General features: G+C 58.2%; 16 protein-coding genes. 3 read left to right on the plus strand and 13 right to left on the minus strand.

From position 1 onward, the window contains the following. Positions 1-104 precede the first annotated feature (104 nt). Positions 105-1049 carry an AEC family transporter gene (locus RQI55_RS06360; protein WP_243256900.1) on the plus strand — a complete coding sequence of 315 codons (945 nt, stop codon included), beginning with the start codon at positions 105-107 and terminating at the stop codon, positions 1047-1049. Here RQI55_RS06360 and RQI55_RS06365 read toward each other — a convergent pair whose 3' ends face one another. From RQI55_RS06365 to rimP, 9 genes are all read right to left on the minus strand, one after another. Further along, positions 1050-2069 (minus strand): class I SAM-dependent methyltransferase, encoded by a 1020-nt coding sequence (locus tag RQI55_RS06365; protein WP_243256899.1) that lies wholly within the window; start codon positions 2067-2069, stop codon positions 1050-1052. A 78-nt stretch (positions 2070-2147) separates the two neighbouring features. After that, complete coding sequence (pnp, locus tag RQI55_RS06370) at positions 2148-4286, minus strand: polyribonucleotide nucleotidyltransferase (protein ID WP_042616154.1); 2139 nt, start codon at positions 4284-4286, stop codon at positions 2148-2150. A 286-nt stretch (positions 4287-4572) separates the two neighbouring features. After that, a complete protein-coding gene (gene rpsO / locus RQI55_RS06375) occupies positions 4573-4842 on the minus strand; it encodes a 30S ribosomal protein S15 (protein ID WP_042616155.1) in 270 nt (89 codons plus the stop codon). 191 nt (positions 4843-5033) lie between these two features. Beyond that, the gene (truB, locus tag RQI55_RS06380) at positions 5034-5981 is read right to left on the minus strand and encodes a tRNA pseudouridine(55) synthase TruB (protein ID WP_243256898.1); all 948 of its coding nucleotides are present in this window, start codon (positions 5979-5981) and stop codon (positions 5034-5036) included. 3 nt (positions 5982-5984) lie between these two features. After that, complete coding sequence (gene rbfA / locus RQI55_RS06385; protein ID WP_042616157.1) at positions 5985-6401, minus strand: 30S ribosome-binding factor RbfA; 417 nt, start codon at positions 6399-6401, stop codon at positions 5985-5987. Between the two features lie 104 nt (positions 6402-6505). Further along, positions 6506-9265 carry a translation initiation factor IF-2 gene (infB, locus tag RQI55_RS06390; RefSeq protein ID WP_311272421.1) on the minus strand — a complete coding sequence of 920 codons (2760 nt, stop codon included), beginning with the start codon at positions 9263-9265 and terminating at the stop codon, positions 6506-6508. A 102-nt stretch (positions 9266-9367) separates the two neighbouring features. Next, positions 9368-10060: an RNA-binding protein gene (locus tag RQI55_RS06395; protein WP_243256896.1), complete on the minus strand. Its 693-nt coding sequence runs from the start codon at positions 10058-10060 to the stop codon at positions 9368-9370. Further along, on the minus strand, positions 10057-11667 hold the full coding sequence (gene nusA / locus RQI55_RS06400) for a transcription termination factor NusA (protein WP_042616160.1): 1611 nt from the start codon (positions 11665-11667) through the stop codon (positions 10057-10059). Before nusA ends, RQI55_RS06395 begins: the two co-directional genes overlap by 4 nt. A 52-nt stretch (positions 11668-11719) precedes the next feature. Beyond that, complete coding sequence (rimP, locus tag RQI55_RS06405) at positions 11720-12304, minus strand: ribosome maturation factor RimP (protein WP_243256895.1); 585 nt, start codon at positions 12302-12304, stop codon at positions 11720-11722. 278 nt (positions 12305-12582) lie between these two features. On the opposite strand from rimP, the gene RQI55_RS06410 reads away from it, so the two are divergent. After that, complete coding sequence (locus RQI55_RS06410) at positions 12583-14211, plus strand: MFS transporter (protein WP_243256894.1); 1629 nt, start codon at positions 12583-12585, stop codon at positions 14209-14211. Positions 14212-14227: 16 nt separating this feature from the next. Here the strand turns inward: RQI55_RS06410 and RQI55_RS06415 are convergent, their stop codons facing one another. The 4 genes from RQI55_RS06415 to RQI55_RS06430 all read right to left on the minus strand — a co-directional run bounded on the left by RQI55_RS06415 (position 14228) and on the right by RQI55_RS06430 (position 18531). Continuing rightward, entirely contained in the window at positions 14228-15532 is a 1305-nt protein-coding gene (locus RQI55_RS06415) for an FtsX-like permease family protein (RefSeq protein ID WP_243256893.1), read from the minus strand. A 1-nt stretch (position 15533) separates the two neighbouring features. Next, positions 15534-16214, minus strand: coding sequence for an ABC transporter ATP-binding protein (locus RQI55_RS06420; protein WP_243256892.1), 681 nt, complete (start codon positions 16212-16214; stop codon positions 15534-15536). Positions 16215-16216: 2 nt separating this feature from the next. Beyond that, a complete protein-coding gene (locus tag RQI55_RS06425; protein ID WP_243256891.1) occupies positions 16217-16681 on the minus strand; it encodes a hypothetical protein in 465 nt (154 codons plus the stop codon). Positions 16682-16773: 92 nt separating this feature from the next. Next, positions 16774-18531 (minus strand): alkaline phosphatase, encoded by a 1758-nt coding sequence (locus tag RQI55_RS06430; RefSeq protein ID WP_243256890.1) that lies wholly within the window; start codon positions 18529-18531, stop codon positions 16774-16776. A 351-nt stretch (positions 18532-18882) separates the two neighbouring features. Here RQI55_RS06430 and dnaK point away from each other — a divergent pair, with 351 nt between their 5' ends. After that, the gene (gene dnaK, locus RQI55_RS06435) at positions 18883-20787 is read left to right on the plus strand and encodes a molecular chaperone DnaK (RefSeq protein ID WP_042616167.1); all 1905 of its coding nucleotides are present in this window, start codon (positions 18883-18885) and stop codon (positions 20785-20787) included. The last annotated feature ends 46 nt before the right edge of the window (positions 20788-20833 follow it).

The raw sequence follows: 20833 nt of genomic DNA on the forward strand, positions 1-20833 counted from the left end.
CTGACCCCGCTTTTTTCTTTTGTGCAGACCGCTGGCGTTGTTAGCTTACGACAGATGCGCTAGACCGGAAGCCTTCTGTAAGGGCCTGCGAAAGTACCTCCGCAATGTATGCTGTCGCCATCAATGTCGCGCCAATCTTTCTTCTCATTCTCATTGGCTGGATGACGGTGAAGGCAAAGCTGTTCAAGGCGGAGGCGAGCGATGTTCTGAGTGACTTAGTGTTCAAGATCGCCGTTCCCACACTGATCTTTCGAACTCTTGCCACGGCGGATTTTCACGGCGCATCACCCTTCAAACTCTGGATTACGTATTTCTTCGGCGTTGCCATTACCTGGGCGGCAGGGCAGCTGATAACGCGCCACGTTTTCAAACAGGATCTGCGGATCAGTGTGATTGCCGGGATTTCATCGGCCTTTGCCAACAATATCTTCATCGGCCTGCCGCTGGTCGGTCGCTCCATCGGCAGCGATGGCATCGTGGCAATCTCCATCCTCCTCGTCGTGCATCTGCCGATCATGATGATTGCCGGGACGATTCTCATGGAAAACGCCACCCACAAGGTGACCGGTGGCGAAAAGCGCAGTGCATTGGCCGTGCTCAAGCAGGTCGGGCGAAACCTCGCGCAGAACCCGCTGGTCATCGCGCTTGTGCTGGGCCTCAGCTTCAATATGACCGGCTTTGCCATGCCTGAGGTGATGACGACGGTGATCGATCAGATTGCCGGTATGGCAGGGCCTGCGGCGTTGATTTCGCTGGGCATGGCGCTGACGAAATACCCCATTCGCGGCAATCTGCGCATTGCGGTGGCGATGACCGCTCTCAAGCTGATCCTGATGCCAGCCTGCGTGTGGCTGATGGCCCATGCGCTGGGCCTGAGCCCCGCATGGACTGCGGCGCTGGTTCTGACTTCCTGCGTGCCAACTGGCATCAATTCTTGGCTGCTGGCCAACCGCTTTGGCATTGGCCACAGCATTGCCGCCTCCACGATCAGCATTTCCACCCTGTTTGGTGTGCTGACCGTGTCGTTCTGGGCGTGGCTCTTGAGCTGATTACTTCTGTGCGCTCAGGACCTTGAAACGTGAATTGCGGCAGACTTCCTGGCTGGAACGGAACTCCGTGGAGAGGACAGTCTCGTAAGGCATGCCGCGATTGGCAACCATCAGCAGCTTTCCGCCGCTGCGAAGGGCCGTGGCCGCAGTCTTGATCATAGCCTGGCCGAGAGCTGGCTCTGACGCCTGCCCATTGGCATGGAAGGGCGGGTTCATGATGATGAGATCGTATTTTTCCTTCGGCGGCTCTGCCACCAGATCCTGCCAGAAGAAGCGCGTTGTGAGGCGCGGGCAATTTTCCAGCATGTTGGTCTTGGCAAATTCCAGCGCGTTCCAGTCGGCTTCGAAGAGATCGATGCGGGCCGTGCGTGGGGATTTTTCAGCCAGCATGACGGAGAGATAGCCCCAGCCTGCGCCGAAATCGGCCGCGTTGCCATCGAAATCCGTTGGCATCCGCGATGCCAGAAGCTCCGAGCCGCCATCGATGCGATCATGCGAGAACATGCCGGGCATGGCTGTGAAGCGACCATCGACGGTGACAGCACCCTGCTGGAGCTTGGCAACAGCCGAAGTCACATCTTCAGGGCGGCGGAACCAGATGGCAACGCCATGATACTTCGGTGTGGATTCCGCTTCGATGCCGAGCTTCGACAAGGTCTTGCGAAGCGTAACGATGCCGTCTTCCTTGGAACCGGCTGCGACGATGAGGCCACCGGCCTTCACGCGGGTCAGAGCCTGCGCCAGACGGTTTTCGTTTTCGCCACGGTGCTTGCCACCGATCAGAAGTGCGACATCATAATCTTCGCCGGAAATGTCAGGAGTGACCTCGACGCCTTGCGCATGCAGTGCGCGGTAGAGCGGGCGAAGGTTTTGAACGGCAGTGATACTGGCCTCAAACCCTTCCACACGCGGCGCATCCGCTTCTGCGCCCAGAAACAGGACGCGCTCGCCCGCTTTCGGGATCGCCAGCATGTCTGCGGCAAAGGGATGGAACAGGGTTTTGACAGCGTCACGGCTCATGGGGTCGGTCCTAAGTTCAAATAGAAAAAAGGCGCGGGGAGATGCCCCGCGCCTCGATATCGGTCAGCGCATGCGGCCTTACTCGGCAGCTTCGCCTTCGCTCTTCTTTTCAGTGGCTTCCTTGCCGGTTGCCTGATCGACAACCTTCATGGACAGGCGAACCTTGCCGCGCTCGTCAAAGCCCATCAGCTTGACCCAGACCTTGTCGCCTTCCTTGACGACGTCGGAGGTCTTGGCAACGCGATCGGCTGCCAGCTGCGATATGTGAACCAGACCGTCACGGGCGCCGAAGAAGTTAACGAATGCGCCGAAGTCAGCGGTCTTCACGACCGTGCCTTCGTAGATCATGCCAACTTCAGGCTCTGCCACGATGGAGTGGATCCACTTGCGAGCTGCTTCGATTTCCTTGCCGGAAGAGGAAGCGATCTTGACGGTGCCATCGTCTTCAATGTTGATCTTGGCGCCTGTCTTTTCAACGATTTCGCGGATGACCTTGCCGCCGGAGCCGATGACTTCACGGATCTTGTCGACCGGAATGTTCATGACTTCGATGCGCGGTGCAAACTCGCCGAGCTGAGAACGTCCTTCGGTGATGGCATTGGCCATTTCGCCGAGAATGTGCGTGCGACCGCCCTTTGCCTGCTCCAGAGCGACCTTCATGATCTCTTCGGTGATACCGGCGATCTTGATGTCCATCTGCAGCGAGGTGATGCCGTCAGCTGTACCGGCAACCTTGAAGTCCATATCGCCGAGGTGATCTTCATCACCCAGGATGTCGGACAGAACGGCGAAGCGTTCGCCTTCAAGGATGAGGCCCATGGCAATACCGGCCACTGGCTTGGCAAGCGGAACGCCTGCATCCATCAGCGCGAGCGATGTGCCGCAAACGGTTGCCATCGAGGACGAGCCGTTGGACTCGGTGATCTCGGAGACGACGCGCAGCGTGTAAGGGAACTGTTCGACCGATGGCAGCATCGGGCGGATAGCGCGCCATGCGAGCTTGCCGTGACCGATTTCGCGGCGGCCTGGGGAGCCCATGCGGCCTGTTTCACCAACCGAGTAGGGAGGGAAGTTGTAATGCAGAAGGAAGCGTTCCTTGTACATGCCCGTCAGGCTGTCGACATACTGCTCGTCTTCGCCGGTGCCGAGTGTGGCAACAACGATGGCCTGTGTTTCGCCGCGTGTGAACAGCGCAGAACCGTGGGTGCGTGGCAGCAAGCCGACTTCAGAAACGATCGGGCGAACCGTGGACAGGTCGCGGCCGTCGATGCGGCTCTTGGTGTCCAGAATGTTCCAGCGAACGATCTTCGCCTGCAGGTGCTTGAAGACAGCGCCGATCACTTCGTTGGTGTACTTTGGCTCTTCGCCTTCTGGGAAGAAGTGAGCCTTGACCTTGCCCTTGACGACGTCAACAGCTGCGTAACGGGCAGCCTTTTCAGTGATCTTGTAGGCATCGCGCAGTTCAGCTTCGGCAAGGCCCAGCATTTCAGCTTCGAGAGCGGAGAAATCTTCCGGTTCGAATTCGCGTGGTTCCTTGGCAGCAACTTCAGCCAGCTTGATGATGGCATCGATGACCGGCTGGAAACCGCGATGACCGAACATCACAGCGCCGAGCATGATTTCTTCGTTGAGTTCCTTGGCTTCGGATTCCACCATCAGGACGGCGTCCTGCGTACCGGCAACAACCAGATCCAGAACCGACTCGTCCATCTCGTCGAGATGCGGGTTCAGAACATATTCGCCGTTGATGTAGCCAACGCGCGCGCCGCCGACGGGGCCCATGAAAGGAACGCCCGACAATGTCAGGGCAGCAGAAGCTGCAACCATCGACAGAACGTCCGGGTCATTTTCGAGATCGTGCTGAATGACAGTGACGACAACCTGTGTGTCGTTCTTGTAGCCTTCAGGAAACAGCGGGCGGATCGGGCGGTCGATCAGGCGGGAAACCAGAGTTTCCTTTTCAGAAGGACGACCTTCGCGCTTGAAATAGCCACCGGGGATCTTGCCGGCTGCATATGTTTTTTCCTGGTAGTTGACGGTCAGCGGGAAGAAGTCCTGACCGGGCTTAGGAGACTTTGCAGAAACAACGGTCGCAAGAACCATGGTCTCGCCGTAGGTTGCGATAACCGCACCATCAGCCTGACGGGCAACTTTGCCTGTTTCAAGTCTAAGCGGGCGGCCTGCCCACTCGATTTCGACGGAATGTTGATTGAACATTTCTTGTCCTCAAATGTAGCCTCGGTTCTCACAGCAAAGGAAAACGCGGCGGCTTTAACACGTCACGGGCAAGACAGCGGGAGGCTTGAACGCGCATGTCTTTGAAGACATGCGGCAACGCAGCAAGCGCTGCATAAGCATCCGGCAATCCTGCCCCATGACAGGTCATCGGTTTGTTTCAGACGGCACCGGCCCATCCGGCCCATCTTCGTTTTGGCGTCCGTGAAGAACAGCCTTAAAGAAAAACCGGCGGGATTTTCTTCTCGAAACCCGCCGGTGTCAGTTTTTAGCGGCGGATGCCGAGTGCGGTGATCAGCTTGGTGTAACGGCCTTCATCCTTCTTCTTGACGTAGTCGAGAAGCGAACGGCGGCTGGAAACCAGGGTCAGAAGGCCACGACGCGAGTGGTTGTCCTTCTTGTGATCCTTGAAGTGGCCTGTCAGGTTGTTGATCCGTTCGGTCAAAATTGCGACCTGAACTTCCGGCGAACCGGTATCACCTTCCTTGATGGCGTATTCCTTGATGAGGGCGGCTTTGCGCTCTGCAGTAATCGACATCGGACGATCCTTTCTATTTTAAGGAAAAACGGGACGCCAAGCGCCGGGATGTCGTCCAGCACTGGCCATGTATAGCGCGGGCGCTGCCCAAGCTGCCCCGCCTATAAACCAATTGCACCATAAAGGAAAGAGGCGATTAAAACCGCCTCTTTCAGGATGACACGCATTGAGCTGATGGGGCGCGGCAGGGCCTAGCCGAAAACGCGCTTGGGGCGAAACTCGCCTTCGGCAATCTCGCCAATGGCAATCAGCTTGCCACGGGCCGTGGCATAGGCTTCCATTTCCGCCGTAGGGGCATCGCGCCCGCGCAGCAGAATGGCGTTGCCCATCTTCAGACGATGTGCCTGATCATCATTGATGATGAGATGGGGCAGGGATGACAGCGCCTCAGACGTATCGATCAGATAGGCATCCAGTGCGGCCAGTCGCTCATCACGGTCTTCAATGGCTTCTAACTCGATCAGCTTGGCCAGCGGCACCATGGCGTCTTCGGCAAACGGCGCAACCATGGAGCGGCGAAGCTCAGAAATAAAGCCGTAGCAGCCGAGATCGCGGCCAAAATCGCGGGCCAGCGCGCGCACATAGGTGCCCTTGCCGCATTCGACCTCGAAATGCGCCGTATTGGCATCCGGGCAGGCCAGAAGCGTGATGCGGTGAATCTCGACTTCACGTGCAGGGATTTCCACGACCTCGCCACCGCGGGCAATATCATAGGCGCGCTCGCCAGCGATCTTGATGGCGGAAAACTGCGGCGGGATCTGCATGATCGTGCCGGTATAGTTGGGCAGGATATCGCGGATTGCCTGCTCGTCCGGCCGGTTGGGCGATGTGTTGAGCACTTCGCCTTCCATATCGTCGGTCGTGCGCTCTTCGCCCCAGGAGACGGTGAATTCATAGATCTTTCGGCCATCCATAACATAAGGGACGGTCTTGGTCGCATCACCCAGCGCAATTGGCAGCATGCCGGATGCTAAGGGATCGAGCGTGCCAGCGTGGCCAGCCTTCTGGGCGTTGAAGAGCCATTTGATCTTGGAGACGGCCTCTGTCGAGCCGAAATCGAAGGGTTTATCGAGAATAAGCCAGCCGGAAATGTCCCGGCCTTTCGGCTTGCGGTGCTGCTGTTTGCGTGGTTTGGACATGCTTCAGTTCTGCTCGTCGTCTTTATCGGTTGAAGGTCCCAAATCGCGCAGGACCTCCGGGGAGCGCAAAAGCGCGTCGATCTTCTTGTAATTGTCGAAGCTGGTATCGTCGCGGAAACGCAGTTCCGGCACATATTTCAGCTGCCGAATATGCGGGCCGAGGCGGCCACGCAGAAACTTGGCGTGACGGTTCAGCGCCGCAATCGTATCTGTGTGGTCGTCAACACCGATAGGGGTCACAAAGGCGGTCGCGATCTTGAGATCGGTCGACATGCGCACTTCCGAGATGGAAATCACGGTCTTTTCAATCAGGTCGTCGCGCACTTCGCCACGCTGCAGGATCTGTGTCACCGCTGCGCGAACCTGTTCGGCAACACGAAGCATGCGTTGTGTGGGCGCGGATGATGATGCTTTTGCCATTTTGTCTTAGCCTCAAACAAAGCAGCGCCGGTTAGAAAATTTCCAATGAACAGGAAACATCTAAGCCGGCGGCCGCAAGTTTTATTTTGTGTACGGCAAAACGCTTAGAGCGTTCTGGTGATGTGCTCTACGCGGAAGCACTCGATGGTGTCGCCAGCGCGGATGTCTTCGTAGTTTTCGAATGCCATGCCACACTCCTGACCAACCGGCACTTCGCCGACTTCGTCCTTGAAGCGCTTGAGCGTCTTGAGCTTGCCTTCGTGGATAACGACGTTGTCGCGCACCAGACGTACACCTGCACCACGTTCCACCTTGCCTTCGACGACACGGCAACCGGCAACCTTGCCGACCTTGGTGATGTTGAAGACTTCCAGAATTTCGGCGTTGCCCAGGAAGGTTTCGCGGCGTTCCGGAGACAGAAGGCCCGACATTGCAGACTTCACGTCATCCACCAGATCGTAGATGATGTTGTAGTAGCGAATTTCGATGCCAGCGCGCTCGGAAGCCTGACGGGCCTGAGCATTTGCACGAACGTTGAAGCCGATGATGGCCGCGTTCGACGCTTCTGCCAGCGAGATGTCAGACTCGGTGATACCACCGGCGCCCGAATGGATGATGCGTGCACGAACTTCATCTGTTCCAAGCTTGTCCAGCGATGCGATGATCGCTTCGACAGAACCCTGCACGTCAGCCTTGATGAGCAGCGGGAAGTCCTTGCGGCCTGTCGCCTGCAACTGCGTCATCATCTGCTCCAGCGAGCCGCGCTGGCCAGTCTGACGGGCAACGGCCTTGTCACGGGCCAGACGCTGACGGTACTCGGAAATTTCACGAGCGCGACCTTCGTTTTCGACAACCGCGAAGCGGTCACCGGCAGATGGTGTGCCCGAAAGACCGAGAACCTCGACCGGCATGGCAGGACCAGCTTCCTTGACGTGTTCACCCTTGTCGTTGACAAGCGCGCGCACACGGCCCCACTGGTCGCCAGCCACGATGATCTGGCCCGGACGCAGCACGCCCTTCTGAACTAGGATCGTTGCCACGGCACCACGGCCACGGTCGAGTTCGGCTTCGATGACCGTACCTTCCGCGGTGCGGTTGAGGTTTGCCTTCAGGTCGAGAATTTCAGCCTGGAGCAGGACGGCTTCGAGAAGCTTGTCGAGGTTGATCTTGCTCTTGGCGGAGACTTCCACGTCAAGAACTTCACCACCCATCGATTCCACGAAGACTTCGTGCTGCAGAAGCTGCTGGCGAACCTTTTCAGGGTTTGCCTCGTGCTTGTCGATCTTGTTGATCGCGACGATGATCGGAACACCCGCTGCCTTGGCATGGTTGATCGATTCAATCGTCTGCGGCATCACGCTGTCATCGGCTGCGACCACCAGAATGGCGATGTCGGTGGCCTGTGCACCACGGGCACGCATGGCCGTAAAGGCGGCGTGGCCGGGGGTGTCGATGAAGGTGATCTTGTGACCGTTCTTCTCGACCTGATAGGCACCGATATGCTGGGTGATGCCACCGGCTTCACCGGAAACAACACTCGTCTGACGGATAGCGTCGAGCAGCGAAGTCTTGCCGTGGTCGACGTGACCCATGATGGTAACAACAGGAGGACGCGAAACCAGTTCGCCGCCATCATCGTCGGAGACGTTGAAGATACCTTCTTCAATGTCGGATTCCGATACGCGCTTGACGGTATGGCCGAAGTCCACTGCGATGATTTCAGCCAGATCGGCGTCGATGACGTCGCCGGGCTTCATCATCTGGCCTTCCTTCATCAGGTACTTGATCACATCGACAGCCCGTTCGGACATACGCTGAGAAAGTTCCTGAATGGTGATGGTCTCAGGCAGAGTGACTTCGCGCAGCACCTTTTCGCGCGTTTCCTGCATCTGGCCGCGACGAAACTTCTCCTGACGGCGACGCATGGCAGACAGCGAACGACCGCGAGCCTGACCGTCTTCTTCCAGATTGGAGGTAACCGTCAGCTTGCCGCGACGACGCTCTTCTTCTGTCTTGAGGCGAGCAGCAGGCTTGGCAGGAACGGGAGCCGTTACCTTGCCGCGAACCGGCACGCCGCCGCGACGTGCGCCACGATCATCACTTTCTTCCTCACCACCGGGACGACGGCCGCGAGGACCGGCATTGTCGATGGGCGTAGGAACAGCGGCGGGTATTGTGCGTGTCGTCGTCTGTGAACGTGTATCGCCACGACCGGCGCCAGCAGGAGACCTGGCGGCAACAGGAGCGGGCGCTGCTTCGACCGGAGCCGGCGTTGGAGCAGGGGCAGGCGCGGACTTCGCGGCCAGAGCCTCTTCGGCGGCGCGGCGCGCAGCTTCTTCCTTCTCGGCGATGGCGCGAGCTTCTTCTTCTACCTTGCGGCGTGCCTCATCTTCGGCGCGCTGTTTGGCTTCGATGATATCGCGAGCCTGAGCTTCTGCCAGAGCGCGGCGACGCGCGTCCATTTCGCCAGCCGAAAGGTCATGCAGAACGGCACCACGTGGGCGGTCTGGCTGACGCGAAGGCTGCGATGGCGCAGAACGGTTCTGATTGTTGTTCTGGTTGCCAGACTGGTAAGGGCGCTGGCCCTGTGGCTGCTGACGCGGGGCAGGCACTGCCGGTGCGGCAGGTCTTGCCGCCTGCGGTGCAGCCGCTGGTGTAGCAGTCGCAGCAGGTGTTACAGGTGTGATGGGCTTCTCGTCTTCTGGACGCAATGGGCGGCGCTTGCGGGTTTCCACCACAACCGCGTTGGTGCGACCACGACCCATATCCTGACGCACAGTACCCTGAGACGCTCCACTGGGCTTCAGTGTCAGGGTCTTCTTGGGCTGTGCGTTGAGTGTCTTGTCGTCGTTGTTATCGGTCATTCCGTTCCCGTTCCTTCAAACGAGAGCCGGATGACATTCATCTGGCCTCGTCTTTAACTAGCTGCATCCGTACGCGGCGGCGGATATTGTCCGATGACCGCGTCATTGTTCTGTCCGGGCAGCGTCTAAATCCACTTGAGGTCTATCGCCATGGCGATACCGCTCGAGCATCTTTGCGCGCTTCACTACACCCTCACCCGCCTGTCCTGCAAGCGCGCAGGCATGGATAAAAGCATTCTGGCCCATCAGTTCGTCCATTTCCTGCTCACTGAAGAGCTGGAAAGCTGGTATTTCGCTCTCGGCTCCAGAGCCGAGCGTCCAGGCCTTGCGGGCCTGGCTTATCTTTCTCACGCCATCTGGCGCTGCATCGGTTGCGTGAAAAACCGCAAGCACCTGGCCAGACCGGACCGACGCATCGACTTTCGTCGCGCCGGAAATGAACTGGCCCGCCTTGCGCGCCATGTTCATCATTCCTGTCAGGTTCAGCGCCATCAACCGGTCCATCGTATCCAGAAGGTCCGGTCCGGCTTTCACATCCGTCTTCAAGGCGCGTGCAAAGAGCTTCTTCGCAATTGCCTTTTCTATCAGGGCGCGCTCGGGTGTAACCCAGCAACCGCGCCCCGGTAATTGGCGTTTCAGGTCCGGAACAACGCTCTGGTCCGGGCCTGCGACAAAACGGATCAACTCATCCGGTGTTCCGATTTGTCGTGTCACAATGCACATCCGCTCGCTGGCGGTACCTTCGAACGGCTCGTCGTCGAGCAGCTCTTCGGGCTCATGCGCCTGCGATGTCATTCCTGATCGGCGGTATCCGCCTCCTCGGCCGCTGCAGCTTCCTGCTGGGCAGCAAGATCCTCAGCGGTGATCCAGCCAGCCAGAAGGCGGGCCTGAACGATCATGTTTTCAGCTTCAACACGAGAAACGTCGAGCTTGGAGAAAGTTCCCTCGAATTTCTTCGTCTCGCCGTCCTTGCGCTCGCTCCAGCCAACGAGATCGTCGGCGGCGCAGCCTGCAAAGTCTTCGATGGTCTTGACGCCTTCTTCACCCAGCGCAACCAGCATCTGCGATGTCAGGCCTTCGATCTGGCGCAGCTCGTCGGCGACACCGAGTTCCTTGCGCTTGGCGTCCATTTCGGTCTCGATACGCTCGAGATATTCCTTGGCACGGGTCTGGATTTCAACAGCCGTGTCTTCATCGAAACCGTCGATGGACGAGATTTCGCTGAGGTCCACATAAGCCAGTTCCTCGACCTGGGCGAAGCCTTCGGATGCGAGCACCTGACCGACCATTTCGTCCACATCCAGCGCTTCCATGAAGATGCCGGTGCGTTCGTTGAATTCCTTCTGACGGCGCTCGGACTCTTCGGCTTCCGTCATGATGTCGATGTCCCAGCCGGTCAGCTGTGAAGCAAGGCGCACGTTCTGACCGCGACGACCGATGGCGAGCGACAGCTGCTCATCCGGCACGACGACTTCGATGCGCTCGGCTTCTTCATCCAGAACCACCTTGGCGACTTCAGCAGGCTGAAGAGCGTTGACGATGAAGGATGCCGGGTCCTGCGACCACGGAATGATGTCGATCTTTTCGCCCTGAAGTTCGGCGACGACGGCCTGAACACGGCTACCGCGCATACCGACGCAGGCACCGACCGGATCAATCGAGCTGTCATTGGAAATAACAGCGATCTTGGCGCGCGAACCTGGGTCACGGGCAACCGACTTGATCTGGATGATGCCGTCGTAGATTTCGGGCACTTCCATGGTGAAAAGCTTGACCATGAACTGCGGATGGGTACGCGACAGGAAAATCTGCGGGCCACGCTGTTCGCGGCGCACATCGTAAACGAAGGCGCGAACGCGGTCGCCATAGCGCAGGTTTTCGCGAGGAATCATCTCGTCGCGACGGATGATGCCTTCGCCGCGGCCGAGATCGACGATGACGTTGCCATATTCGACGCGCTTGACAGTGCCGTTGATGATTTCGCCGATGCGGTCCTTGAACTCGTCAAACTGGCGATCACGCTCGGCTTCACGAACCTTTTGAACGATGACCTGCTTGGCGGACTGGGCAGCGATACGGCCAAAATCCATCGGTGGCAGTGGATCGGCAATGTAATCGCCAATCTTTGCATCGACGTTGCGGTCGCGTGCCAATTCCAGAGGGATCTGCGTGCCGTAATCTTCGGCCTTCTCGACAACTTCGAGCAGACGCTGCAAGCGGATTTCGCCGGTCTTGGAGTTGATGTCGGCGCGGATGTTGCTTTCGGAACCGTAACGCGAGCGGGCAGCCTTCTGGATGGCGTCGGCCATCGCGGCGAGCACGATTTCGCGGTCGATGACCTTTTCGCGCGCCACAGCATCGGCGATCTGCAGAAGCTCAAGCCGGTTAGCACTTACTGCCATTTTTATGTCTCCGTAAGTCGTTTTGCCCGCGTATCAGGGCTTACGTTGGGAATTAGTCTTCGTCTGCTTCTTCGTTCTGATTGGCGGCAGCGGCCTTGGCCTGCTTGTCCGCCTTCAGTGCCTCGCGAATCAGATCATCGGTCAGGATCAGCTTCGCGTCGGAAAGGGTATTGAATGGGATCATCACCACAGGCTCTTCACCATAGGCGATCTGGTCACGTTCCAGTCTGAAGCCGTCCTCTTCGACACTGGCGATCTTGCCGCGGAAACGCTTGCGGTTATCCACCAGAATGGATGTCTCGACTTTGACAATATGGCCCTGCCAGCGGACAAAATCCACCTTGCGCACCATCGGCCTGTCAATGCCGGGCGATGACACTTCAAGATGATACGCCGTTTGAACGGGATCTTCTACATCCAGAACCGGAGAAATGGCGAGCGACACCGCTTCGCAGTCCTGAACGGTCATGGTTCCGTCTTCACGCTCGGCCATGACCTGCAAGGTCGAGCCGTTCTGGTTGGACAGGCGAACCCGCACCAGAAGATAGCCCATGCCTGTCAGCACCGGCTCGATAATTTCGGCGATGCGCTGGTCAACGCCTGTTTCGGTTATCAGTCTTGGTTCGGCTTCTGCCATTGTGGCCTTCCGGTCTCATGTCCAAACCGGCTTTTGGTCCGGTTTTCAGGGCGCCTAACGAAAAAGAGCGGAGCCTTTCGGCCCCACTCTTCATCAGACGATCAAGAATTTGAATGTCCGTATAGACCCTTATCTGCAATATTGCAAGGATGCGGCGTAAAACGAGCAAAATTGCCCGCCGTCACAATTTTACCGTCCAATCGCTTGAAACAGTAGCATCCTCTCAAACGGCGTCTATAGTGTCAGCCGGATGAGCCATTGCATCAATTGGACTGCCCGTGCCTGATAGAAAATCCCCACTGCTGCCATTGCGCCACCAGACATACAGAACGATCTGGTTTGCGAGTATCGCGTCGAATTTCGGCGGGCTTATTCAGGCCGTGGGCGCGGCATGGATGATGACGGCACTGTCGTCGTCTGAAAACATGATCGCGCTTGTGCAGGCATCGACCTCGCTTCCCATCATGCTGTTTTCGCTGGTGTCTGGCGCATTGGCCGACAGTTTCGATCGTCGCCGCATCATGATCTCGGCGCAGTTGCTGATGCTGACGGCCTCCGTCATGCTGACGGTTTTTGCGTGGTTCGGCTGGCTCTCGCCATGGCTCTTGCTGTTCTTCACCTTCATGATCGGCTGTGGAACGGCGCTCAACAACCCGTCATGGCAGGCATCCGTGGGAGAAATGGTGCCGCGTGAGGATCTGCCCGCAGCCGTGACGCTGAACAGCGTCGGCTTTAATATTACCCGCAGCGTCGGCCCGGCCATTGGCGGCGTCATCGTGGCGGTTGGCGGCGCGGCGGCGGCGTTTCTGGTCAACACATTCAGCTATTTTGCATTGATCTACGCATTGGTGAAATGGCAGCCGCCGAAAAGCACATCGACCCTGCCGCGCGAGCAACTGTTTGCGGCGATTTCCGCTGGCATGCGCTACGTGGCGATGTCACCCAATATCGGCAAGGTGCTGGTGCGCGGCTTTCTGTTTGGCCTGTCAGCCAGCGCGATTCTGGCGCTGATGCCGCTGGTTGCGCGGGATCTGGTGCAGGGCGGGCCGTTGACCTATGGCATTATGCTGGGCGCTTTCGGTGTGGGGGCCGTGGGCGGTGCCCTGATCAGTGCGCGTCTTCGCGAAACATTGAGCAGTGAGTGGATCGTGCGCGTCGCCTTTCTCGGCTTTGCGCTGAGTGCCGGTGTGACGGCCATCAGCACCAATGCAATTGTGACGGCGCTTTTCCTCACCATCGCCGGCGCGAGCTGGGTGCTGGCGCTGTCGCTGTTCAACACCATCGTGCAACTGTCCACGCCGCGCTGGGTGGTGGGGCGTGCTTTGTCGCTCTACCAGACGCTGACCTTTGGCGGCATCGCGCTGGGCAGTTGGCTGTGGGGATCGCTGGCCGAAAATTATGGCTTAAGCTATTCGCTTCTCTGTTCGTGCTTACTGATGCTGCTGGGTGTTATCGTCGGTTTCAAGCTGACGATGCCAGCCTTCGCCTCGCTCAATCTCGATCCGCTCAACCGCTTCGTGGAGCCGAACCTGTTGCTCGACGTCAAGCCTCGTAGCGGCCCGATTGCCATTCTCGTGGATTACGAGATCGACGATTCTGACCTTGCGGAGTTCATGACCATCATGGTCGAGCGCCGACGCATTCGCCTGCGCGATGGCGCACAGAACTGGACCTTGATGCGCGATCTCGAGAACCCCGATATCTGGACGGAAATCTACCACGTGCCGACATGGGTCGAATATGTCCGGCACAACCAGCGCCGCACTCAGGCGGATGCGGAAAGCTGGGACAGCATTCTAAAGCTGCACCGTGGCGCGACCCGCCCTCGCGTGCACCGGATGATCGAACGTCAGGCGATACCGCCTCAGGACGATATTTTCCACAAGGCGCATATCGATCCGCATTGATGGGACATCGCGGATGCTAACCGCGAAGTGCCTCGGCAGGTGACTGGCGATAGGCAAGCCATGCCGGAAGAACGGCAAGAGCTGCCGCAACGGCGAGCAGCACCGCCGCCTGCGTTACATCCGCCTGTGCAAATTCCACCGGCATGACGACGCCACTTTTGGCGACAAGCATGCCGGTGATGACTTTAGCCGCTGCAAAACCAATGGCGAAGCCAAGTGCGATACCCGTTGCAAACAGCGCAAACAGCTCCGTCCAGACGATCAGCGAGATGGACGAGCGGGGCGCACCGAAAGCCCTCAAGGCACCGATCTGTTTTCGCCGCTGCACGATATGGGTCAGGGTGACGAGAATAAGCGATGCGCCCACCAGACCCTGCGCTCCGATGGCGACAACAGACAGCACCTGACGTGCGTCACCCAGCGTGGCATAGAGCTTTGTAAGGACCTCACCGGGAAACACCGCAAGCGTGTTGCCCTGCCGGTATTCCTGCCGCAGCTTATAGGCATCGGCGATTGTCTTTGGCTTCACCAGAATAGCCGGAACACCGGGCGTTTCGGTCGTGAAGGTTTCGTCCAGTCCGCCTTCTTCGTGGGCATGGGCGTCATGGTCATGTGCCTCATGATTGTGTGCATCGTGATCGTGCGGTTCGGACGCATGCGCCGCATGGCCCTCGGCTGCATGCTCATGCCCTTCATGATCGTGTGCATGCTCTCCGGCTTCCATGCCGTGAATGTGCCAGACGGAGCTGATGGGCACCAGAATGGCGCGATCCCACGGCGTGCCCGTTGGCTTCAGACGCCCCTGAACGTGATAGACGATTTCCGTATGGGTATGGCCGCCTTCTTCCGCTGAGCCATGCATCGGCTTGATCTCTGCGCCAATAGGCAAATCCACGGCAGAACCGATCACGGCATCTTCACCATCGGCAAAACCCTGGCCTTCCGTCAGACCGCCTGACGTGTTGTCGATGAGCGCGGTGGTCGTTCCGACAATCGGATAGCCGGCAAAGGAATCACCAAAGCCGACCGGCCCGGCCCATGAGACGCGGGGATCCTTGGCCAGCTTTGCCAATGTCTCACCACCGACGAGCGGCAAGGGTGCAGCCTGTAGAAAGACCGAGGAAAGTACGAGTTGCGTTTCGCTACCGGCAGCGCCGATGACGAGATCGAACTTATCGGCCGCGCGGGCGGTTCCCAGCCGAAGCGCGCGCTCCTGCAGGGTCACGGTCACGCCGAGCGCCGTCGCGAGCGAAACAAGAAGCACGACGACGAGAGAACCGGCCCAGAGGCGCTTCAGATCGGAGAGAATAAAACGGATCATATCAAGGGTTCCCGGCGGTGTCGGTCAGGATACGGCCATTGGCGAGTTCCAGACGGCGGTCGAGGCGGTCTGCCAGAAGCCTGTCATGGGTGATGACAACAAGTGTGGCGCCTTCCGCCCGGGCCAGATCGACCAGCAGGCGGCCGATGGCCTCGGCATGATCAGGGTCAAGGCTTGCGGTGGGCTCATCGGCAACTATGACGCCGGGCTTTCGCAACAGCGCACGCGCAATCGCCACGCGCTGCATCTCGCCGCGCGACATGGTGTCGATGGACTGGTCCGGTCGTTTCAAGCCGGTCTTTTTCAGCAGCTTTGCTGCCCGCTTGCCGTAATCTCTCGACATTGCGCGGCTGAGGCGAACGGGCAGAAGCACGTTTTCGATGGCCGACAGGCCCGGCAGCAAATGAAAATCCTGCATGACGAGGCCGACATTCTGGCCGCGCCACTGGTCTCGTCTGGTTTCGGTCAATCCGGCAATGTCATCATCGCTCCAGACCACCTTGCCTTGGCAAACCCGCTCCAGCCCGGTGATGATATTAACGAAGGTGCTTTTGCCCGAACCGGATGCACCCGAGATGGCCACCATCTCACCAGCAGCAATGCTCAGCGTATCAATGTGAAGGACGGGTTTGGCAAGGCCGGGATAGGAAACGGCAAGGTCTGTTATGGTGAGGGATAGCATGGTCAGGACACCGCATATTGTGCGTCACGAATGCGCACGAGGCTGACGAAACCCGTTTCCGGATCGGTCCAGGAGCCGTGTTCAAGGATGCCGGTGACATCGATCGTGGTGCTGGGCTGCACGAAGGTCTGTTTTTCCGAGAGGTAGACGACGACGATATTGTCCGGCCAGTCAGAATCCGACGAGCAAAACGGGCAGAGCGCCATGGGAATTTCCGTCAGCACGAAGAAGGCAGCTTCCGCCTTCAAGGGCGGCGCCATGAAGCCCTTCATGCGGATTTCCTTGCCGCTCAACTGTTTCAGCTTTTCGGAAAATTCCAGGCCCAGCACACCGATCTTGCCATACATCTCATCGAAGGTGAGCGGCGACGGTGCCGCGAGAGACGGCCCTGCCCAAAGGGAAAAACCCGCCAGACCGGCGAACTGAAGCGACTGCCTGCGTGTGAGCGGTGGGGAGGGGTGCGCCATGGCGATCTCCGATCTGACCTGTGCAGTTATTCTTAAACGAGATGATCCGGCCCGCAGGCTGCGAGCCGGATCCTGATCAGCAAAAGCGGTGATTACTGCGTCTGCTTGGTGCCGAGGGCGAATGCATCGGCCAGCACGCGGTAAACGTCGCTCTGTTCCATGTAGCCCTTGAACTCTTCCGAGCCGGGGCCTGTGGACTGAAGAACGATATCGTCTACGGCGTGAACGCCGCTATCGCCATCCTTGGGAATGTTGCCCTGAACGAAGACAGCGCCTGGAACGTTCTTGTAGGCTTCGTTGGCGATGTATTCCTTCTTCTCGTTCTGGATTGCCGGAACGAAAGGACCATCCATCTTCGGACGGAATGTTTCATAATGGTCTGGACCATTATTGGCATTCAGGAACAGGCGGCGGGTCACGTCGATCCGGTCTGGATAACCGTCATTATCCTTGTCTTCGTAGTTCGGGAAACCGGCTTCGGCATAGGTGCCGACCTTGGCGCGCATTTCATCGCCCGGCTTTTCGTCATCAACGGTGCCGATGATGGAAACGCCATGGGTGTGGTCGCCGGTCACGACGATCAGCGTGTCAGGGTTCTTGGCAGCGAATTCACGCGCAACGCCGACGGCCTTGTCGAATTCGATGGTTTCCATGACGGCGCGGTCCCAATCCAGCGGGTGGGACATCTTGTCGATATTAGCTGCTTCGACCATCAGGAAGAAGCCGTCCGGGTTCTTGGACAGTTCACCGAGTGCTGCCTCGGTCATATCGACCAGGCCGGGCTGGTTTGGAAACTTGTCGACAGTGCCCTTCTTGAGGAAGTTGCGGTCAAGCACGGTATCCATGTTGCTTGTGTGGAACAGGCCAAGAAGCTTGCCGGAGTTGGAGCCTTCAGCCTTTTCAAGCTCGGCCTTGTCGGTTGCCAGCGTGTAGCCTGCATCCTTGAACAGCTTGATATAGTCCTTGTCGTCCTTGCGCTTGGAGCCGGGTGTTTCCTTGCCGAGGAAATAGGCGGAACCGCCACCGAGAACTACGTCTGGCTTCACATCCAGCATCATGCCGGTGATTTCGGCCTTGTCGGCGCGCTTGCGGGTGTGGGAAACGATGGCCGCAGGCGTCGCATCCTGCAATTCGGATGTGGTCACGATGCCGATGGACTTCTTCGTCTGGCGGCGCAGAGCCTCACCCATCGTCTCAACTTTTGGGTCGTCAAGGCTGGAGGGCGTGCGGTCACCATAAACGCCAAGAGCGTTCACAGGAGCCTTGTGGCCGGTCATGTAGGCAGACATGGTGTTGGCGCTATCGGTCGCGATGGCTTCCGTGGACGATGTGCCGATGAAGGCCATGCGGTCCATCTCATCCATGTTGAGACGACCGTTCGCCTTTCCTTCCGTCATGCCCTTGGACATGATGCGGGCAGCGGTGCGGTGCGCAACAGACAGGCCATCACCCAGAAGGAAAATGATGTTCTTGGCCTTTGGTGCTTCCGGCGTGCCGTAAACAGTCCAGGTGACGTTCTTGGTTTCCGAACCGGCAGAAACTTCCACCTTGTAATCGCCAGCCTTGGCAATCTTGAGACCACGAAGCGTTACCGCCGAACCAAGGATCTTGTCTTCCTTGCCCTTTTCTTCCGCAACAAATGTCACGTCAGCGCCGAACACAGCCTTGTAATCCTGACCATTGACCATGATCTTGATGTCATCGGTCTTGACCACGCTCTTGAACTCGACCTTGAAGTCGAACGGCGAGCCGGTCAGGATCGTGGCACGATCAAGGGGGTAGACAGTCGCGGCCTGGGCAGCACCGGCAAGAACGGTGGTTGCAACAAGCATGGCGAGAAATTGGCGCATGAGAACCTCGCGGTATGGGTGTTTCGTTGAAGATGTACACGCCTATAGGCAAGGTGCATGACAACGGCGTGACGGTTCTGGCCATATTGCGTCGAGCGCTGAAAGGGCGAAGATTTCGGCATTGCGATGCGGTGCGCCGGTACGGGGGTGCCTCAATTGGTTATGAAGGCTTCATTTCTTCATTTTTGCGCCCCTCAGCAGCGGTATCGCCTTGCAGGCAGAAAAATCGCTCCTTATATACCACGCAGACCAGCAGAAATGCTGCCCAAACCGGAAGACCATCCAAGTCAAGGAGTTGTCAGTGGAATGCCTCCCGGGGTTCCGACAATTCGCTTCAAGGAGAGAAGAAAAATGGCAAAAGTAATCGGTATCGACCTTGGCACGACCAATTCCTGCGTTGCAGTGATGGACGGCAAGGACACCAAAGTTATTGAAAACGCAGAAGGTGCACGCACGACCCCTTCCATGGTTGCATTCAGCGACGATGGCGAGCGTCTGGTCGGCCAGCCTGCGAAGCGTCAGGCTGTCACCAACCCAACCAACACTCTCTTTGCCGTAAAGCGCCTTATCGGTCGCCGTTACGAAGATCCGACCGTTGAAAAGGACAAGGGCCTCGTTCCGTTCGATATCGTCCGGGGTGACAATGGCGACGCCTGGGTACAGGCACAGGGCAAGGGTTATTCCCCTTCGCAGATCTCTGCCATGATTCTTCAGAAGATGAAGGAAACGGCTGAATCCTACCTCGGCGAAAAGGTCGAGAAGGCCGTCATCACCGTTCCTGCCTACTTCAACGACGCGCAGCGCCAGGCAACCAAGGATGCAGGCCGCATCGCCGGTCTTGAAGTTCTGCGCATCATCAACGAGCCAACGGCTGCCGCATTGGCCTATGGCCTCGACAAGACCGAAGGCAAGACCATTGCCGTATACGACTTGGGCGGCGGTACCTTCGATATTTCCGTTCTGGAAATCGGCGACGGCGTCTTCGAAGTGAAGTCCACCAACGGCGATACATTCCTTGGCGGTGAAGACTTTGACATGCGTCTGGTCGAGTATCTGGCTGGCGAATTCAAGAAGGATCAGGGCATTGACCTCAAGGGCGACAAGCTTGCGCTTCAGCGCCTGAAGGAAGCCGCTGAAAAGGCAAAGATCGAGCTGTCTTCTTCGCAGCAGACAGAAATCAACCTGCCCTTCATCACCGCAGACGCAACAGGTCCAAAGCACCTGACGCTGAAGCTGACACGCGCCAAGTTCGAAAACCTGGTCGATGACCTGGTTCAGCGCACTGTTGCGCCGTGCAAGGCAGCGTTGAAGGATGCAGGCGTAACGGCTGCTGAAATCGACGAAGTCGTGCTGGTTGGCGGCATGAGCCGCATGCCGAAGGTTCAGGAAATCGTCAAGCAGCTGTTTGGCAAGGAGCCACATAAGGGCGTGAACCCTGACGAAGTTGTTGCCATGGGCGCGGCCATTCAGGCCGGCGTTCTGCAGGGTGACGTCAAGGATGTTCTGCTTCTCGACGTGACGCCTCTGTCGCTCGGCATCGAAACACTGGGTGGCGTCTTCACACGTCTGATCGACCGCAACACGACGATCCCGACGAAGAAGAGCCAGACCTTCTCGACCGCCGAAGACAACCAGTCTGCCGTGACCATTCGCGTCAGCCAGGGCGAGCGCGAAATGGCGCAGGACAACAAGCTTCTCGGCCAGTTCGACCTCGTTGGCCTGCCACCATCGCCACGCGGCGTTCCGCAGATCGAAGTTACCTTCGATATCGACGCCAACGGCATCGTGCAGGTTTCCGCCAAGGACAAGGGCACCGGCAAGGAGCAGCAGATCCGTATCCAAGCATCTGGTGGTCTGTCTGACGCCGACATCGACAAGATGGTGAAGGACGCCGAAGCTAATGCTGAGGCCGACAAGAAGCGTCGCGCCGGTGTGGAAGCCAAGAACCAGGCCGAAAGCCTGATCCACTCCTCCGAGAAGTCGGTGAAGGAATATGGCGACAAGGTTTCCGAAACGGACCGCAAGGCCATCGAAGATGCCATCGCTGCGCTGAAGGTGTCTGTCGAAGCGTCCGAGCCGGATGCCGATGACATTCAGGCCAAGACCCAGACCCTCATGGAAGTTTCCATGAAGCTCGGTCAGGCTGTCTACGAAGCCCAGCAGGCTGAAGGCGGCGAAGGCGCTGGCGAAGGCCATAAGGACGACGTCGTTGACGCAGACTACGAGGAAATCAAGGACGACAAGAAGTCCGCATAAGCAGCGGCTTTTGAAATCCAATTGATGCTTGACTGAAATCCGGCTG

Source organism: Rhizobium sp. WCS2018Hpa-16 (assembly GCF_031843705.1).
In the GTDB taxonomy this organism is placed as follows: domain Bacteria; phylum Pseudomonadota; class Alphaproteobacteria; order Rhizobiales; family Rhizobiaceae; genus Agrobacterium; species Agrobacterium tumefaciens_C.

What these genes read in the sequence shown, in the direction of transcription:
- RQI55_RS06360 (WP_243256900.1), top strand. Translation starts at nt 105, where the DNA reads ATGTATGCTGTCGCCATCAATGTCGCGCCAATCTTTCTTCTCATTCTC.
- RQI55_RS06365 (WP_243256899.1), bottom strand. Translation starts at nt 2,069, where the DNA reads ATGAGCCGTGACGCTGTCAAAACCCTGTTCCATCCCTTTGCCGCAGAC.
- pnp (WP_042616154.1), bottom strand. Translation starts at nt 4,286, where the DNA reads ATGTTCAATCAACATTCCGTCGAAATCGAGTGGGCAGGCCGCCCGCTT.
- rpsO (WP_042616155.1), bottom strand. Translation starts at nt 4,842, where the DNA reads ATGTCGATTACTGCAGAGCGCAAAGCCGCCCTCATCAAGGAATACGCC.
- truB (WP_243256898.1), bottom strand. Translation starts at nt 5,981, where the DNA reads ATGTCCAAACCACGCAAACAGCAGCACCGCAAGCCGAAAGGCCGGGAC.
- rbfA (WP_042616157.1), bottom strand. Translation starts at nt 6,401, where the DNA reads ATGGCAAAAGCATCATCATCCGCGCCCACACAACGCATGCTTCGTGTT.
- infB (WP_311272421.1), bottom strand. Translation starts at nt 9,265, where the DNA reads ATGACCGATAACAACGACGACAAGACACTCAACGCACAGCCCAAGAAG.
- RQI55_RS06395 (WP_243256896.1), bottom strand. Translation starts at nt 10,060, where the DNA reads ATGACATCGCAGGCGCATGAGCCCGAAGAGCTGCTCGACGACGAGCCG.
- nusA (WP_042616160.1), bottom strand. Translation starts at nt 11,667, where the DNA reads ATGGCAGTAAGTGCTAACCGGCTTGAGCTTCTGCAGATCGCCGATGCT.
- rimP (WP_243256895.1), bottom strand. Translation starts at nt 12,304, where the DNA reads ATGGCAGAAGCCGAACCAAGACTGATAACCGAAACAGGCGTTGACCAG.
- RQI55_RS06415 (WP_243256893.1), bottom strand. Translation starts at nt 15,532, where the DNA reads ATGATCCGTTTTATTCTCTCCGATCTGAAGCGCCTCTGGGCCGGTTCT.
- RQI55_RS06420 (WP_243256892.1), bottom strand. Translation starts at nt 16,214, where the DNA reads ATGCTATCCCTCACCATAACAGACCTTGCCGTTTCCTATCCCGGCCTT.
- RQI55_RS06425 (WP_243256891.1), bottom strand. Translation starts at nt 16,681, where the DNA reads ATGGCGCACCCCTCCCCACCGCTCACACGCAGGCAGTCGCTTCAGTTC.
- RQI55_RS06430 (WP_243256890.1), bottom strand. Translation starts at nt 18,531, where the DNA reads ATGCGCCAATTTCTCGCCATGCTTGTTGCAACCACCGTTCTTGCCGGT.
- dnaK (WP_042616167.1), top strand. Translation starts at nt 18,883, where the DNA reads ATGGCAAAAGTAATCGGTATCGACCTTGGCACGACCAATTCCTGCGTT.